This is a genomic window from Apilactobacillus ozensis DSM 23829 = JCM 17196 (assembly GCF_001435995.1).
Lineage (GTDB): Bacteria > Bacillota > Bacilli > Lactobacillales > Lactobacillaceae > Apilactobacillus > Apilactobacillus ozensis.
Genome location: NZ_AYYQ01000030.1, coordinates 12,072 through 29,266, shown reverse-complemented (window position 1 = coordinate 29,266; position 17,195 = coordinate 12,072). Strand labels below are relative to the sequence as shown.

Annotated in this window: 15 protein-coding genes; 10 read left to right on the top strand and 5 right to left on the bottom strand. The window is 30.6% G+C overall.

The window, feature by feature from the left end:
• Positions 1 to 51: 51 nt before the first annotated feature.
• From FD06_RS04170 to FD06_RS04150, 5 genes are all read left to right on the top strand, one after another.
• Complete coding sequence (locus tag FD06_RS04170) at positions 52 to 498, top strand: GNAT family N-acetyltransferase (RefSeq protein WP_054657995.1); 447 nt, start codon at positions 52 to 54, stop codon at positions 496 to 498.
• 108 nt (positions 499 to 606) lie between these two features.
• Positions 607 to 3,288 (top strand): Ig-like domain-containing protein, encoded by a 2,682-nt coding sequence (locus FD06_RS04165; protein ID WP_056966275.1) that lies wholly within the window; start codon positions 607 to 609, stop codon positions 3,286 to 3,288.
• A 167-nt stretch (positions 3,289 to 3,455) separates the two neighbouring features.
• On the top strand, positions 3,456 to 4,499 hold the full coding sequence (locus FD06_RS04160; protein WP_056966272.1) for a DUF3324 domain-containing protein: 1,044 nt from the start codon (positions 3,456 to 3,458) through the stop codon (positions 4,497 to 4,499).
• Between the two features lie 11 nt (positions 4,500 to 4,510).
• On the top strand, positions 4,511 to 5,962 hold the full coding sequence (locus tag FD06_RS04155; protein WP_054657983.1) for a hypothetical protein: 1,452 nt from the start codon (positions 4,511 to 4,513) through the stop codon (positions 5,960 to 5,962).
• 58 nt (positions 5,963 to 6,020) lie between these two features.
• Entirely contained in the window at positions 6,021 to 6,815 is a 795-nt protein-coding gene (locus FD06_RS04150) for a WxL domain-containing protein (RefSeq protein ID WP_056966271.1), read from the top strand.
• 142 nt (positions 6,816 to 6,957) lie between these two features.
• Here the strand turns inward: FD06_RS04150 and FD06_RS04145 are convergent, their stop codons facing one another.
• Complete coding sequence (locus FD06_RS04145; protein ID WP_054657979.1) at positions 6,958 to 8,466, bottom strand: hypothetical protein; 1,509 nt, start codon at positions 8,464 to 8,466, stop codon at positions 6,958 to 6,960.
• A 178-nt stretch (positions 8,467 to 8,644) separates the two neighbouring features.
• Here FD06_RS04145 and FD06_RS04140 point away from each other — a divergent pair, with 178 nt between their 5' ends.
• Positions 8,645 to 8,911 carry a hypothetical protein gene (locus FD06_RS04140; RefSeq protein ID WP_056966269.1) on the top strand — a complete coding sequence of 89 codons (267 nt, stop codon included), beginning with the start codon at positions 8,645 to 8,647 and terminating at the stop codon, positions 8,909 to 8,911.
• Between the two features lie 144 nt (positions 8,912 to 9,055).
• Here the strand turns inward: FD06_RS04140 and FD06_RS04135 are convergent, their stop codons facing one another.
• Complete coding sequence (locus tag FD06_RS04135; protein ID WP_056966266.1) at positions 9,056 to 10,312, bottom strand: RNA-guided endonuclease InsQ/TnpB family protein; 1,257 nt, start codon at positions 10,310 to 10,312, stop codon at positions 9,056 to 9,058.
• A 92-nt stretch (positions 10,313 to 10,404) separates the two neighbouring features.
• Between FD06_RS04135 and tnpA the strand changes: the two genes are divergently transcribed.
• Complete coding sequence (tnpA, locus tag FD06_RS04130; protein ID WP_056966264.1) at positions 10,405 to 10,833, top strand: IS200/IS605 family transposase; 429 nt, start codon at positions 10,405 to 10,407, stop codon at positions 10,831 to 10,833.
• Positions 10,834 to 10,940: 107 nt separating this feature from the next.
• On the opposite strand, the gene FD06_RS04125 is transcribed toward tnpA, so the two are convergent.
• Positions 10,941 to 11,408 carry a hypothetical protein gene (locus FD06_RS04125; RefSeq protein WP_056966262.1) on the bottom strand — a complete coding sequence of 156 codons (468 nt, stop codon included), beginning with the start codon at positions 11,406 to 11,408 and terminating at the stop codon, positions 10,941 to 10,943.
• Positions 11,409 to 11,984: 576 nt separating this feature from the next.
• On the opposite strand from FD06_RS04125, the gene rlmD reads away from it, so the two are divergent.
• From rlmD to FD06_RS04110, 3 genes are all read left to right on the top strand, one after another.
• Positions 11,985 to 13,391, top strand: a complete 1,407-nt coding sequence (gene rlmD, locus FD06_RS04120; RefSeq protein ID WP_056966260.1) for a 23S rRNA (uracil(1939)-C(5))-methyltransferase RlmD — start codon at positions 11,985 to 11,987, stop codon at positions 13,389 to 13,391.
• Positions 13,392 to 13,414: 23 nt separating this feature from the next.
• Positions 13,415 to 13,816: a hypothetical protein gene (locus tag FD06_RS04115; RefSeq protein WP_054657971.1), complete on the top strand. Its 402-nt coding sequence runs from the start codon at positions 13,415 to 13,417 to the stop codon at positions 13,814 to 13,816.
• 331 nt (positions 13,817 to 14,147) lie between these two features.
• Positions 14,148 to 15,857 (top strand): leucine-rich repeat protein, encoded by a 1,710-nt coding sequence (locus FD06_RS04110; RefSeq protein ID WP_056966258.1) that lies wholly within the window; start codon positions 14,148 to 14,150, stop codon positions 15,855 to 15,857.
• 39 nt (positions 15,858 to 15,896) lie between these two features.
• Here FD06_RS04110 and FD06_RS04105 read toward each other — a convergent pair whose 3' ends face one another.
• Both FD06_RS04105 and FD06_RS04100 read right to left on the bottom strand, forming a co-directional pair.
• The gene (locus tag FD06_RS04105) at positions 15,897 to 16,151 is read right to left on the bottom strand and encodes a hypothetical protein (protein ID WP_191980344.1); all 255 of its coding nucleotides are present in this window, start codon (positions 16,149 to 16,151) and stop codon (positions 15,897 to 15,899) included.
• Positions 16,152 to 16,215: 64 nt separating this feature from the next.
• Positions 16,216 to 17,190 (bottom strand): WxL protein peptidoglycan domain-containing protein, encoded by a 975-nt coding sequence (locus tag FD06_RS04100; protein ID WP_056966256.1) that lies wholly within the window; start codon positions 17,188 to 17,190, stop codon positions 16,216 to 16,218.
• Positions 17,191 to 17,195 lie beyond the last annotated feature (5 nt).

Genomic DNA, 17,195 nt, shown 5'->3' with positions numbered 1-17,195 from the left:
CATACATCAAGTGGAATATGCTTTAATCAAACCTCTATGGGAGTGATTATATTGATTAAATGGCATTTAAAAACTTATGATGAACTAACTAAGGCGGACTTGTGGGCAATTCTATCGGCGCGCATTAGCACATTTGTAGTCGAACAAGAACGTCCCTATCAAGAAGCCGACCATTTAGACCACGTTGCATTACACCTCTGGGCTGAAGAAGATGGTGAAGTCTTAGCGTACGCTCGGATGTACGAAGAAAACGACTACATATCATTTGGCCGCGTACTCACTGCATCCAAAGCTCGTGGTCAGGGATTAGGTAAGCAACTAGTTGAACATATTTTAAGTAGTATTCAAAAACATTACGATAATCCCACTATTACCATTCATGCGCAGGCCGACAAAGAACTATTCTATGAAAAGTTTGGGTTTAAAGCGATTAGTGAAGTCTTTACTTATCATCACACGCCCCATATTACTATGACAATGAACGTACAAAAAAACTGATTTCATTTTGAAATCAGTTTTTTACTTATAGTAATGCTTTTTATTTGATTATAGTTACCATGAATAATATTCTTATGAAGTAAGACAAAATATAAGGTGGGTGATTTAATGTTTCAATTAAAAAATATTAGCACTGCCATATTGACAATGGTAATTAGTATTGCTATTGGAATTAGTGCCATGGCACAAAGCAAAACGGTCACTAATCGCAATGAATTTCTTAGTAGTGCTACTTTTGAACCGCAGAAGAATAATTTAGCCAATGATCCAACTGAAAATACGATTACATCGGCGGTATATAAAATCAGAGATTATGATAATTCGTACTTAGTAACTTCGCTGGATAAATCTGACGGCAAAAATTATTCAATGGTATATGAAAATGGCAAGATTTCACATCGCATACCTATAACTAACAATTGGCAAAATGTTGGTTTCCCTAATATATCGATAAAAATGGAAAAAGATGATGACTCCTATGCGTTAACATCCAACGGTAAGGGTAATCTTATATCTAGACAACGTAGTTTCTATTTTTCAAATCCTAAGCAATCTGCTTTTACTGGATGGTTTGGATATTCTAGTGGAAAATCAGTCCCATATAATGATCTAGATAAAGTAAATTTAATTGTTAACTATGTAGATAGCAAAAATAAAAACATTGCTAACTCCGAGGCCTACAATGAATATAATGGTCAAACTTATAAAATAACTAGATTTCCCCATATGATTGGTGAATATGAATATAGTTCTGCAAAAAACACTTCCGGTTATTTAGGTAACAAGGATGTCAATGTAAATCTAATTTACAAAAAAGTATATGAAATTGATGAACATGACGTGGAACTAGACATTCCTAAGTCAGGTCAAAAATACATATCCGGCCATGGTAAACCTGGTGATGAAATAATCATTACTACGGAAAATAATACAGAAATTGGGCGTGGTATGGTTGATGACAATGGAAACTTTAAAATTGAAACCAATCATGACTTAACAGAAAGAGAACTAATTAAAGCTAGAGCAGTCACTAAATACAAAGAACATGAATTTCGTGGGCATGAAACTAATAAACGCGTTGACTATAGTCCCGAAAATCATAAACCAAAGCTAAACATCCCTTCTGCAAACGCTACCGAAGTAACTGGCCGTGGAGTTGAAAATGACGAAATCATCATTACGGATGATAAAAACGAAACAATCGGTCATGGCAAAGTAACTGATGGCGTATTTACAATTACTACAAATCGTCCATTAGTAGAACGTGAGGTTATCAAAGCTACGCCTAAGACCATTTATAATGGAATTGACTATAATGGTGATGCTGATACTAAGCATGTCGATTACAGTCCTGAAAATCATACACCTACTTTAGAAAAGATGTTCGATGAAAGCGACATCGTTAAGGGTAATGGTGTCGAAAATGATACCATTATTGTTAAGGATAGTAACGGCAATGAACTTGGACGTGGCGTTGTAAACAACAAAGATAAGTTTAGTATTGTAGTTCAACGACCATTAAGCGAATTAGAAAACATAACTGCTCAAGCTGAAACTAATTACAATGGTGAAAATAAATATAGCTACATTAACGATAGAACAGTTGAATTCAATTCTGAAAAACACAGACCTAGTATCGATAAAATTGTTAAGAATGATAATAAGGTAATTGGTAAAGGAATTCCAAATGATGAAATCACTATTAATGATAATGATGGCGATAAATTGGGCCACGGTAATGTTGATGAAAATGGTAATTTTAATATCAATACAAATAGGCCATTAAATGAAAAAGAAATCATTACGGTAAATCCTAAAACCATTAAAGATGGCAAGACTTATCAAGGTCAATATAATCAAGCAATTGTAGAGTTCAAGAAAACCTTAACCCCTTCTGAGAATACTGATAGTGATAACGAGGAAGGCCCAGACGAAAAAAATCCAGTTGATGAAAATAATGTACCAAGTAAAAATCAAAATAATGATAACAATTCATATCAAGTAGTTCCTAATCGCCCTGATAGTTCTGATAATAACTCGAACAATCAAAAGGATAATGGTTCTTCTGATAATTTTGATAAAAATAATAATCAATCTCAACCTGCACAACCAAACATGGTAATCCATGCTATTGATAGAATAAATATGTATAAAACTCCAAATGCTATTCAGAACAATATTAAAAATATTTACTTTAAAAAGCCTATCAATAAGAGTCCTATGTTTAAAGTGATTAAACTCGTTAAAAATAAGCATAATGAACAATTTTATTTAGTTAAAGACATCAACAAAAAATTTAAAACCCATAACGAAATTGGATTCATCCCAGTGCAAAAAGGGTTAACTAATTCTACTTACTATCAAAATCCAACTAAATACGTAACTGTCATTAATCCTTATGGAATTTATGGATATAAAAATCCTAAACAAATGAAAGCTGTAAAGCACTACAAACAAGGTACAATTTTACGTGTGAATAAGCTAGTAAAACACAACTTAACCAGTCGTTATAAATTATCCAATGGTCAATATATAACTGGGAATCGAAAATATGTTGTTACTGGAAAAGCACATGCATATAATGTAAAAACTATTACCACTAAAAAGAAAGTTACCCTATATAAAGATGTTAATTTAAAAATAAAGAAAGGCGTTTTAAATAAACATATTACTAAAAGAATTAAATATATCGACTATTCTAATCGATATAAACACGATAAGCATAGTAGCAAGGTTTACGCAGTTAAAGGCGGATTTATTAAGGCTAACAAGTTTGTGAAACAGCATTAAAATAAAAGAAGGTTCTACAAAATATGTAGAACCTTTTTTATGTAAAAGTTAACTAAATGTTAAGAATTTAAGTTTGCTAACAATTATAATTCAAATTTATTGTCTATTAATTTTTTTATTATACTATTGAGTTACAAAGTAATTTAAGATTAAAAGAAGGGTTTTTTTTGAGAAATATAAAATATTTATTTATTATATTATTTTCGTGTTTAAGTTTATTTTTTATTAATTTTAAAGCCAATGCTAGTTCAGAAGTTCCATTCAACATAAACGTTATACACGATAATGAAATTGACAAAAATATTAATTACGTTGATATATTGATGAAACCTAATACAAATCATCAAATAAATTTTGAAATACATAATTATTCGAACGTAAAAAGACATTTCATTATTGAAGCCAACAATGCAACTACTAGTGATGGCCCTTCTATAGATTACCTAAGTTCCAAAAATTCCATAATTGGTCATCCACAGTTCTTGGATATGTTAAAGGGTAAAAATAGAAAAATGTATATATCATTATTACCAAAAAGCCAGCAAAAAATACACTTTGACATTAAAACTCCTAAGGAAGAATTTAATGGGATTGTAATGGGTGGAGTTTCCATGTATGAAGATGCTAAAAAAGACGCTCAAATAATGAGTAAAGACAATAATTCTGATGGCCAAACGTTTAGCATTAAAAATAAATTTGTATATTCTATTGCTGCTATTATCAGAAATAATCATAAAAAGATTATTCCCAATTTACAATTCAATAAAGTTGTACAAAGCGTGGAAAATTACAGCCCGGTAGTAAAAACATCTTTTGAGAATAATAAACCTAACTACATAAGACGACTATCTACTAGTTCAGTAATTAGGGATGACAATAATAAAATCGTTAAAAAACACAACACAACTTTAGGTCAAGTAGCACCCAACAGTCGATTCAATATAATTATTCCATTCAAAAACACCCTACCAACCGGAAGTTATACTTTATATGGTACGGCCAAAGATGGTGATGGTCATTCGTGGAAATGGCAAAAATCATTTAACATTACTAGTGAAAATTTTGATTATGTTAACAAAAATGTTGTTAAAGAACCGTTTCACTACAACATAACTATTATTTTATTAATTATTTTGATAATCATTTTTATATTAATAATCATATATTTAATCGTAAGAAGAAAAAAAGGATCACATTTAAATGATAAGTAAGGATGATTTAAATGAAAAAAATAATGCTTTTATTGTTATCCTATAGCTTAATCATAATGTTTTTTTACGGCATTAATGTAACTAACGTTACGGCATATGTAAAATATTATAACTATTCTAAAAACAAACTTATTAAACCTTATGCAGAAATAAATGACTTAACACGATTAAGATTTCCAAAAAATGAGAACGAAGAATACTATGTAAACTACTATTCTACTAGAAATGGATATGATTTTGAGTCTAAATATTCACCATTTTCTTTAATAAAACCATCTTTTCAAGATAAGAACTATAACATCATAAATTATCGAATGGGAGTTCCTATGAACAAAAGTGGAGCCAGAAGATATATTGAGTATCGAGTTAAACCTTCAGCCGACTTAGCAGATGCTATAAATTCATTTGACATTGAACCTATTGGTATTAAAGAATCTAAGCCGGGTAATGACAACGAGAGAAGATATAATAACAACGGATTAAATCCGAGTCCCTACCATTACTCATTAAACGGTAAAGATTTTAAAACTAAGGATAGTGACGGAATTAATACCTACGTATCAAGTAGCTATTTAGGCGACTCTAATGGTGGTAATGCAAATATAATTGTGAAATTAAAAGATATTTTCATTAAAAAAAGTTCAAAAATATACACACATATGATTTCGAATACCTTACACATTTATAGAGCTGATGGCAAAAAAAATGGTAGTGATGCTGTATATCCTACTTTTGAAGCCTTAAGAATAATCGATTATGATGACTTACAAGGTAACAAGCATAATTCATTTGTTCTAGGACAACTTAAAGATAAAGCTCAAAATAAGATAGACCAGGAATATACCGAGCTATACAATCAAATAAGTAAATTGGATAATCCGCCTTATAACGATTATATAAAAGAGCACATACTTGCAGAAATACAAAAATATAGACTAGGTAGTTCCTTAGATAGTAGCTTTGGTACTTATAATATAAATGATATTAAAGACGAAGAAGCAAACTATAATGATAAAACCAGCGAAAAAATTAACAATATTGTTGAAAATACAATTACAAAAATGAAAAATGTCCTAATAAATTTTAAATACTTAAGAATGGAAGTTGTTCCAAATTTAAATTTTGGAACACATTTTATCAATAACTTTACAAGTATTAGTTTAAATAACGAATTAATTTCTAAGGTAACCAGTTTAAATAGTCGGGAATATAGCTTATATCTAAGCATCTCTAACTTAAAAAATGCTGACGGATATGAATTAAACCCCGTTTATTATTTTGATGGTAATTTATATAATTACGGTGATAATTTCATGTATTATAAAACTATAAACAGTCCTAACGGTAGTAATACAATTAAAAAAAATAAAAATGACTTAAGATTGATTGTCCCTATTTCTAGAATAAAAGCTGGTAACTACGAAGGCACTGCAACTTGGAACATACGAAAAGGACCTTCATGATATTTTTAATAATTCTATATTTATATGTTATTGCGCTTCTCTAAAGGAGATTTTTATTATGATTAAAAAATTTATAAATAATATTTTTTACTCTTTAATAACTGCCGTTTGTTGTTTTACTCTAATTAACATTGTTACTTTAAACGCAGATACTACGACCGATGGCAATGGTAATCTTGGTGACAACTATGTTTCAAAGGCTTTGATTAATTTTAAAGGTGGAACCGGAACTACTGAACCTGTAGATCCAACAAATCCTGGGCATCCAGCTCCTAGCGATAGGAATATCGACCCTGGCGATCCTGGTAATAAAGGTACTGGTTCTAAAGGACCACTTACTATAGATTATGCACCCAATTTTAATTTTGGTAATAACGAAATTAGTAGTTACACTAAAAATTACGTTTTAAACGATGCTATTGATGATAAAGGTGTTAATAAAGAGCATCATCCATTTGTTCAAGTAACTGATAAAAGAGGTACTCATGAAGGATGGAGTTTAAGTGCTAGTGCTGATAATTTTGTTAGTGCTAATGGTGATCAACTTAGAGGTGCTCAACTCAGTCTAAAAAGTTTAGACGGAACCGCTATTGGTGGATATGATAATAACCCATCTTCAGAAGGTTATGATGCTGATAGTGTTCATGCACCTACAATTAACCCAGGTACTGTTATTTTAAGTAATAATGCTCAGGTCTTGATGAACGCTACTAGTGGTACCGGAGCTGGTACTTGGTTAGAAAGATTTGATCCATATAATGTTCAATTGCGAGTAATTGGTAACACCGCTAAAGCTAACACATCGTACACTTCTAATATTACTTGGAACTTAACTAGCTCACCATCCAATTAGCAATTTGATTTAACTTTAATATAAAAATATAGAATTTTTTAAGTATATATTATATTGATATGTTCTTTTCGAGATTAATATTCAATATAAAAATCCTCAATCCATTATTAAATAGATTGAGGATTTTTATTATATATTGAAGCTAGTTCATTGGGTCTTGAGTTTGTAATAATTCTGGTTTCCATAGCATTAACATATAACCACGACCACTACTATCAAAGCCTAAGCCTTCGAATTCACGACCAGTATTAAAGGTGGTGTAGTGAACATCGTTATCCGTTAAAATGCCATTACCTAATTTATCGACTGGAACTGAAACAATCGCATCGTTAGAAACAACATATAAACGGTTATTAGCGGCATTGTAACTTAGACATTGGTTCGCAGCACCCTTCCACCAGTTAAGCATTTGTCCAACTGGTTTAAAGCTAACGTTGTTGGTATCTAAGCGACCTTTAAAGATAACATAGTTACCGCCACGTTTACGGCCAATGTAGGCATTCCCATCATTATCAAAGGTTAGCGTATGCATTTGCATTGAAGTTCCACCCTGTTGTAAGCGGAAATGGTATTGACGAATTGGTTCCAAAGTATCTGGATCTAGTTCAGTTACATTATTATTTTGACCAGGTGTTAAATCTTTTAGTGATTCATCTTGTGCCAAGTATAAGTGTTGTGTCTTAGGATTCCAACTTAGGGTTTGACCATGCCCCACATTGATTAATGGACTAATTTGAACCGCCTTTTGAATTTTAGATAAATTATTCAAGAATGGGTATTTTTGCTTAGCATCATTAATTGTATCTTCATTAGCTTGATATTGTTGCTTAGGGGTTGCTAATTGTTGGTTTAAGTTACTAATCAGCTTTTTAGTATTAGCAATTTGTTTCTTGTAACCATTAATTGTATTTTTCTTATCTTTACCTTTAAGTTTCTTATTCTTTTGAGCCTTGGTAATCAGTGTATTCAAATTTCTTACACTGGTATTTTGGGCATCAATTTGCGTTTGCATATTGTTGATAGTGGTTTGAAGACCATTTTGGGCGTCCATGGACTTCTTAACATCCCCTAAAGCCATCAACATTTGCATATTATTGCTGGAATTATTGTAAGGATTAGTAAAGTCATAGGCTTGAAGTAATAGACTTGCGCCGCCTTCTTTAAATAAGCCTAAGTCTTCTAAATCACTTAATTTGAAACGAACAATGTCACCTTCGTTAGTTCCGGTTCCCATTGATTCAACTAAATAGATACTGTCATTAGCAACTACCACACTTTGATAGTTACCGTGTTCTTTAGGCGAAACGTTAAAACCAGTTGGTAAATATAAAGTTGTGTTAAAAGCGTTCTTTTCACCACTATCATCCGCGGTTGGATAGTTATGTAATGGCGTATTACCCAACATATTAACCTTTACACGTGCAAATTTCTTTTGATGTTGCACATTAGGCATTGGGTTAGTCATCTTATCCAAACGGTCAGGGTCATCGTATCCGCTTAAAACATTGCCTCGATATACCTGTTCTACCTTTGGATTTTGTAATGAATCATGAATAAATATACTATCGGCATGTGCTGGACGCGTACCAGCTACGCCGAATAATACAGTGGTTAAAGCTGCTGCAATCCCCACTTTAATGCTTTTTTTCATAAAATATCCCCCACAAGTAAAATTACTTACAATTACTATTTAAACTGTTTTTTAGACATATATCAACCTTTGTAAACAAATTAAAATATTGCCTTAGCAAATTTAAGAATATTTTTAAGCTATAATTAAGTGATGTTAGTTAATATGACCATAGTGTAATTAGAAAGGAAGTTTCGCTATGTTATTAGACGATGTCAAAAATGCTGAACCAATTATTTCAGCGCAACTAAAGAACTGTGGTAACCATCAATTTCTTGTAATCGACGAAAACAATCAAACTTATAAACTTAACATCGATAAAAAATATCGTACCGACAAATTATTCTGGTCATCCCTGTATTCTATTGCAAAGGAAAAACTATGGATTCCAGTTACAAAAAAATCTCATCAATTAATTAGTAATGATTGGTTAGTTGGTGTTGCAAAGTCAACTACCCCTTACTAAAGTAAGGGGCTTATGAGAAAGCATACAAACAACATATGCTCGACCATAATTTGCATAGATACACCTTTGCATAACTTACGTTATGTCTTACATGGTAATTACCAATGCCTTTAGTGTCCGCAAGTTGCCAAACGGACAATATTTTTATTTTTCTAATGTTGATAGACCTTTGGCAAGAATATTGCGACTAGAATTATAATCTCTAACATGATGGGTATGACATTTAGGGCAAATCCATTCTCTATCTTTTAGAGATAATTTATTAGTACCCTCTTTTCCCATGACGAAACCACAATCGGCACATTGTTGTGTGGTATTTCGAGGGTTGACTAAAATAAACTTACGACCATATAACTTAGCCTTATAAGTCATTTTTTCTAGGAAAGTTCGCCAACCAACATCGGCAATCGACATGGCAAGAGCATGATTTTTCAACATATTACTACTTTTTAAGTTCTCCGCAACTATCAAATCGTGGTTATTGATAAGTCTAGTTGAGATAATGTTCAAAAAGTTATTTCTTTGATGTCTGATTTTCTCATGCAATCTTGCGATTAATAGCCTTTGCTTTTGGTAATTTTTAGATAATTTAAGATTACGGTGTTCTTTAATTGCTCTTCTTTGTTTACGAGATAATTTTCTTTGTGCTTTAGCTAATTTAGTTTTGATAGTTCTGTAATATCTAGGGTTATCAATAACGGTATGTGCTTTATCACTAACAGTAAGAAAATTATCGGTATTTAAGTCTATTCCAACTTGTGAATCAGTTTTAGCTAATTTTTCCACAAAAGGAGTATCTGAGGCGAGTTGTAAAGAAATAGTGTATTTATTATAACTGTCTTTTTTGACGGTAACCGTACCAATTCTGATATTACTTTTATCAAAAATAATAGGATTAGAAACCTTAACTCGAATTTTACCAATTTTAGGTAAAACAATATGTTTACGGTCAAGAAACTTAATTGTTCCACTAAAAATATTCATTTCGCTATTCTTAGAATATTGACAATTAGTTTGGTAACTTTCACTATAACCTTTTTTATGAAAATTAGGTGTGCCTGCACTATGTACCTTACGGTACATTTTCCATGCTTTTTTGTAGTTTTGAGAGGCGTTAGCCTTTGCTAAACTATCAATATTCTTATTGTTCATATAGATGTAATGATTAGCAAGATTTTTCATATTTTTACGACTATTTAGGTCATCAATTCTTTGTTTAACTTGTATAATAGGAATTTTGACTTTAGAAAGTTGAAATATTTCTTTATCAATCGCAATCAGTTTGTTATAAATAGTTCTACTAATATCTGAGTTAAGTTTAATCAATTCTTTTTGTTGTCTACTTGGAAATATCCTAAACTTAGTACCATAATGATATGGCAACTTAGCCATCGTTTGCATATTAACACCTCCTCTTATATAATATATTGTATGACTATGATAATACAATGTCAATTACAATCGTTGCTATATAAAGAAAGAAGAGATGTACGATGACTAAAATTAATGATGCAGTATATGCAAAAAGATGTGTATATAATTTACATTACCATTTGATATGGTGTACTAAATATAGAAATGAAATTTTTACTACTTTGGGTCTGATTAATGATATGAAAGAAACACTACAAAAAGTAGCAGATGATAATGATATTATCATCGAAAAGTTAGAAGTAATGCCAGACCATGTGCATACAATGGTGTCCTTTCCACCTAAAAAATCAGTCGTTGATGTAGTAAAAGCCCTAAAAGGCAGAAGTGCTTTCATATTTCTCAAATCACACCCACAAATAACTAAAGATAAGTGTTGGGGCGGACATCTTTGGTCGTCTAGCTATTACATTGGTTCTTTAGGTAATATGAGTAAATCTGTTGTAGAAAAATACATCAACAATCAAAGATATAATAAGAAAAATAAGTAAATAGGGCTATTCATCCCCAATAAAGTGAGGGGATTTCCGCCCAAATATAATTAAAAAAGAAGCTATCCTGTTTTCTACGGGATAGCTTCTTCATTTATAATTTTAAATTAGTCAGCTGACATGAAGATGCCTTTAGTTAATTCAGATGTTTTAACCCAACCGTACCCTTTTACGTGGGAGTAAGAAACATTTTTAGCAGCTTTATATGCTTTTTTACTTTTCAAAATAGTTGACAACTTATTACCAGTTTTAACATTAATTTGTTGGTCAACATATAATGTTTTGCGTAATGAAGGCAATTGTTTAGTAGCGGTTAATTCAACGACTGGTTGATCAGCCATGAACATTGCTTTGTAAACAACTGGTTTGTTGTCTTTAGTGTGGTATGCTTTCGCTTTTTTGAACTTATTACCAGCTTCACCTAATGCAAAACTTTGAGTTTTGTTATTTTTAGTTACCTTTTCAGTTTTAGCGTTACTACCATTTTGAGAAGCATTGGCAGCTACTGGAGCTACCGCTAATGGTAATACCATTGATGCGGTTAAAAATACTTTAGTTAATTTATTAAACTTCATAGTTATCTCTCCTTTTGTAATTCACAAGTAATGTTTTTGTAATCTTCATGTAATAATTTACAACGTTTTGTAATAAAAAGCAATCCATAAGCATCACCTTTATACAAATTTATAAAATAAAAAACGCACTCTATAAATTAGAGTACGCTTTAGCAAGTGCTTCATTTAAGTCAAAACACTTTTACACATTTTTAACGATTTTTTGGAGGTTTTATATTTATATTATTTATCAGTTGAATTCTAATTAGGTTTATTTATTAATTTCAGCAATTTTATTTTTTTAGGGGGAGTTTTGTTGTTAGTTAGTTAGTTCATACTGCGATTATACTGTTTCCCACCATGCTTTCGTTAACTGGTTAATGTGCAACGGACTGATTTCATAATTCATTACTACCAACTCCTTTAATTTTTTGTTACTCTTGGTTGAGTACATGTTATATATTATCGAAGGCGGCTTAAAGTGAACTTAAAAAACTTTAAAGATGCAATTAAATGATTTTAGTTTTTATTAAGTCCATCATTATTATATAATATGAAGGTATTGAATATTGATTATCGGATGTAAAGGAGTCGCAATTGACATATAAGAAAAATTACAAAACCAATAAACCATATGTACCAGTGCAAGTTGAAGTTGGCCAAAAGTTAAAGCTAACGATTACTCGCATGGGGATTAATGGTGAAGGAATTGGTTTTTACGAAAAGAAATTAGTTTTTGTTCCAGGGGCCTTCCCTGGCGAAAAAGTTACTATTAAAGTTACTAAAGTTAATTTTAACTTTTTAAAAGCGGAGTTAATTAACCTTCGCTCTAAATCACCTGACCGGGTCGAACCACGCGATAGTTATGCTAATGAAGTTGGTGGCTTTGGACTAGAATGTTTAGCCTATCCAGCTCAATTAAAGTTTAAACAAGATTTGATGCGTCAAGCCTTAAAAAAGTTTAAACCTGCCGGTTGGCAAAACTATAAAGTTCGTTCCACCATGGGAATGGATAACCCGTATGAATATCGAAATAAAGCCCAATTTCAAATTCGAGAAAAAGACGGTAAGGTCATGGCCGGACTATATAAGGAAGGTTCACATGATTTAGTGGACTTACCAACCTGTTCCGTGCAATACCCGATGACCATGACGGTAATGCGTAAAATCGTTGAATTCATCCAAGAATTAGAAATTCCCGTTTTCGATGAAAGTAACGCCTCTGGAATCATTAAAACCGTTGCAGTACGAGCCGCATTAAATACTGATGACGTGCAAGTTGTCTTTATTACTAATACCCCTAAATTCGTTAAAAAAGGGTTGATGCTTAAAAAGATTAGTGAAGAATTACCACAAGTAACTTCAGTAATGCAAAACATTAATCCTGGAGAAACTTCATTAGTTTGGGGCGATAAGACGGTCCATCTAGCTGGTAAAACTACTATTACTGAAAAAATTAAAGGCCTTAGTTTTGAATTGTCAGCACGTGCATTCTTACAATTAAATTCTATTATGACTCCCCAACTATATGAAGTTGCCATTTCAGCTTTAGAATTAACTGGCAACGAAAAAATTGTAGATGCATATTCCGGAGTTGGAACTATCGGTTTACCATTAGCTAAACACGCTAGTGAAATTCGTGGAATGGATACAATTGAAGAAGCCGTTGCCGATGCTAATAACAACGCCCGCCTTAATAAAATTACAAATGCCTTTTACGAAGTTGGTAAAGCGGAAGATTTATTACCAGAATGGTTATCTGAAGGCTTTAAACCAGATGCAATTATCGTAGATCCACCACGTACTGGTCTAGCAGCACCTTTAATCAAAGCTATCTTAAAGAGTGCACCTGAAAAATTTGTATATGTATCATGTAACCCTTCAACGCTTGCAGCTGACTTAGTGGAGCTAACTCGTAAATATAATGTTGATTTTATTCAACCCATTGATATGATGCCACAAACGGCTCGTTGTGAAGCAGTCGTTAAATTTACTCGAAAATAATTTTTTAAGAAAGCAGGGATATAATGCAAAATCCTTTTGGAAAAGGAATGATTCCCCTACCCCCTAATTTCATAACCATGAAGAATCCTAAGACCGGTAAAGTTAGATTGGGTAAAGTTGGATTTTCTATTTCAGCGTTTATTTTTCATTATCTACCAGCTATCTTACGTTCAGATAGTTATAATGTTTTATGTATGCTGGGAGTTGACGCCATTGTATATATGGCAGTTTCAATGCTTCAACAACCCGTTGCAAATATGGTTATTTTTGATCCATTAACGGTAACGTACATTCTAACTAGTATTTTGTGGGGATGTATTTACAATCTTATGTACGTTCGTCACCTGCATAAATTAGGATATGTACCTGGTGATAAACATTCAGCTCAAGTATTATATAAACATAAATATTTGAAACGTAAATAATGTAAATTTTAAAAGGATAGGCTTAAATGCCTATCCTTTTTTATTTTCTAATTAAAAAATAATTTTATTAATATTATATATATGTATGAGTACATAAAAAAGCCATATCTCATTATTACAAAAGGTTTTTTTAATGAGATCTATAGTTAAAACAATTAGAAACAGTAAAATACAATACAAAAATATACAAAAATTGTACATTAAATTGAATATATACTTTGACTTTATATATATAATTAATATATAATTTCATTCGTTAATTACAAATCTTAATTTTTTATTAAGCTTATTAAGGAGACTTAAAATATGAAAAATTCAAAGGAGATATTTAATGCATAAAAAACTGATATTAAGTCTAGCAATAAGTGCAATGACAGCTTTTGCACTTTCAGCTACTAACATTCCAACTATGAAAGCTAATGATGATAGCATTGAGAGTACTAAACAAAGTAATAATGAAAACAATGCCTATGTCGTTAATGAAGAAAAAGATTTTTTCTTTGATGAAGAAGATCAAACTATTACCGGTTTAACAGATGAAACTATTGAAAAAATAGATAACAGACCTATAGTTTTAAAAATTCCATCAGAGATTAATGGTAAAAAGGTTTTAAACATAGATGAAGATTCTTTCTCAGGTCTAAAAATTGAAAGTTTAACTTTACCAGATAGTCTTACTGAAATCGGTAATAGTGCTTTTTACAATAATCAAATATCAAATGTAGATTTTCCTAATTCTTTAAAAACAATTGGTAAAGATGCTTTTGCTCAAAATAAGCTAATTAATTTAATACTTCCTAATTCTGTTAATTCAATTGGAGATGAAGCTTTTGCTGATAACGATTTAAGGAATGTTAAGTTGCCAGATTCACTAACAGTTATCAATTATGGACTTTTCATAGGAAATGACATTGAAAAAACTACGCTACCAGAGTCAATTCAAACCATTGAAGATGATGCTTTTAATGGTAATAAGCTTACTGAATTGATACTCCCAGATTCTTTAACTGAGTTGGGAAGTACTTCTTTTGCTAATAATCAAATTAGTTCACTTAAGATATCAAAGAACTTAAAAAATATAGCAAGTGAAGCATTCATGAACAACTTAATTGAAAAGCTGGAGATTCCTAATAACATAGTATCTATAGGTGACTCCGCTTTTGCTGATAACAAAAGAATAAGTGAAGTGATTTTACCTGAAAGTTTACAAAGTATTGATGATTTCGCTTTCTATGACACAGCTATCAATAAAATGACAATTCCTAAAAACACAACAGAAGTTGGCTATGCAATCATTGGTAGAAACTTAACAATGGATGAAGGTTTGGAAATTAATGTTTACAATGATAATTTGAAACAACAATTAATAAATATAGAAAGAACCGATCAACAAGGAAATAAATTTAAGCCATATGAAAAATTTAATATTGTTGTAGTTAAAGAAAACAGTAATAATAACAGTAACAGCAACAATAACAGCAACAATAACAGTAACAGCAACAATAACAGTAACAGCAACAATAACAGTAACAGCAACAATAACAGCAACAATAACAGCAACAATAACAGCAACAATAACAGCAACAGTAACAGTAACAGTAACAGTAACAACAATAACAGTAACAATAATAAACAAGAAGATAAAAAGATTAGTAAAAACAAATCTATATTCCATAAGTATACTAAAGCTTTTAAAGTGATGAGAATTAATGGTAAAAAAGATTATAACGCTACTAATTTCAAACAGAACGGTAAGAAACACTTTATACTAAAAAACGGGACGATATTAAGTGGCAATAAATATATTCGTACCTATCAACAATCAGGAAATATCAAAAAAGTTAAAGTTATAAATAATGGTGGCATCAATGTTTACAGCAAAATTAAGTTTAACGATAAATTTATTGTTAAGCATGTAAATAAAAATAAAAACTTTAGAGTTGTTGGCATTAAACATTTAAACCATGATATGACGCGTTACCAATTATCAAATGGTCAATTTATAACTGCTAACAGACATTTTGTAAAGCCAATTAAATAAAATAAAAAAATCAGGGAGATTAAATACTCCCTGATTTTTTTATCCTCTAGCAATATCTACACGTACTTCTGCTTTTGTATCTTCAGGATTTAACTTTTCATCGTAAGTAAAGTTAGCTTCCTTAAAATAACGTTTCATTTCATCGTTAACTATTTCAAGGTCACGTTTATCATTATTTTGACGTGTAATTAATAATGTATATTCCTTACTATCCTCGTCGGCATTTTCAAAGTCATATAAAACATCAACCGTATTTAAAATTTCTTGAATTAACTGTCTTTCATTCATTTCCATTATAATTACCTCTTTATAATTAAATAACTCTCATTGTTAATGATAGTTCTAATTAAAGTGAATGTTAAATATTTAGATTAAACTTTTTTAAAATCCAAAATATAAACACAATCAAAATCACCAAAATTAATGGTAAAAAAATTCGATTTATTTTAAACATATTAATATTAGCTTGAACATATAAATCATCTTTTATTTTGACATTTTTTTTGATAACTTTGTAATTGCCATCCCAATCTACTAATTTAACAACTAATCTATACTGGCCAGTTTTTAAATTATCAGTGTTAAAATTATATTTTCCAAAAGAATTAGGTGCTAAACTATAGTTTTCACTATTCAAATTAAAAACTTTTCGATTAAAATGATACAAAGAAATTGATATTTTGTAGCCATTTATAATATTAGATTGATTATTAAAAATAGTTAAGACATTTAAGTTACCATCAGAAACAAAATTTTTAAGGCTAAGATGTTTTACGTCGGTTTTGGGAGCGTGATTATTAATTAAAATACTAGTTGAGTATTGAATCGTGTTACGAACATTACTTTTATTACTATCAATATAATAGTCGCTAGTACTATTAATTCCACCTAACAAAATTCCATGAAAATCTTTCATAGTATCCGGCATCTTTATTTTAAAATTACCTTTTTGTGAAGTATAAGGATTTAAAGTCATTGTAATTTTCCTATTGCCAATAACCATATCACTTATTTTAGGGACTGTACGAGTTAGCTTAGAAGTTGCGTTATATAAATTATAATTTATATAACCGTTATTATCGCTATAGCCGTCATTTAAACAAGTATTTACAACAATTTTTTTGCTAGTGTTATTTTGAGCATTAAATGGCACATCTAAAACCTGATTAGATTTATATTTATAATAAAAATAATTATTTTTTGAATTGTTTGATTGAAGTATTGGATTAACTTGATATATATTATCAGCACCAATATTAATACCAAAAAACATAAAATAAATAAGTGATAATAGTAAAATTAATTTATATTTTAATATTATTTTTGTAATCATAAAAG